The organism is Kordia sp. (assembly GCF_050633145.1).
GTDB lineage: Bacteria > Bacteroidota > Bacteroidia > Flavobacteriales > Flavobacteriaceae > Kordia.
This window is the reverse complement of the sequence record NZ_JBOEFY010000030.1, coordinates 67,713-67,958: the sequence shown is the minus strand read 5'-3', so window position 1 is coordinate 67,958 and position 246 is coordinate 67,713.

Genomic DNA, 246 nt, shown 5'->3' with positions numbered 1-246 from the left:
CTTCGCTTTTGGATCGCTTCGCGTGTATTCTTAAACTCCCTAGGAACGTCTTTGCGAGCGTTTTGATAAAAACGTGCGGCAATCTGTTTCTCAATAACTCAACACGTCACTTCGAGTGATTTTTCTGTACATTGAGCGGAGTCGAAATGAAAGAAAAATTGTATCGAGAAGTACTTTAAAACTTCTTTTTCAATCGCATTTAACAATTTTCAAACTTTTTTATTTTCCTAATACCTAATACCTAAT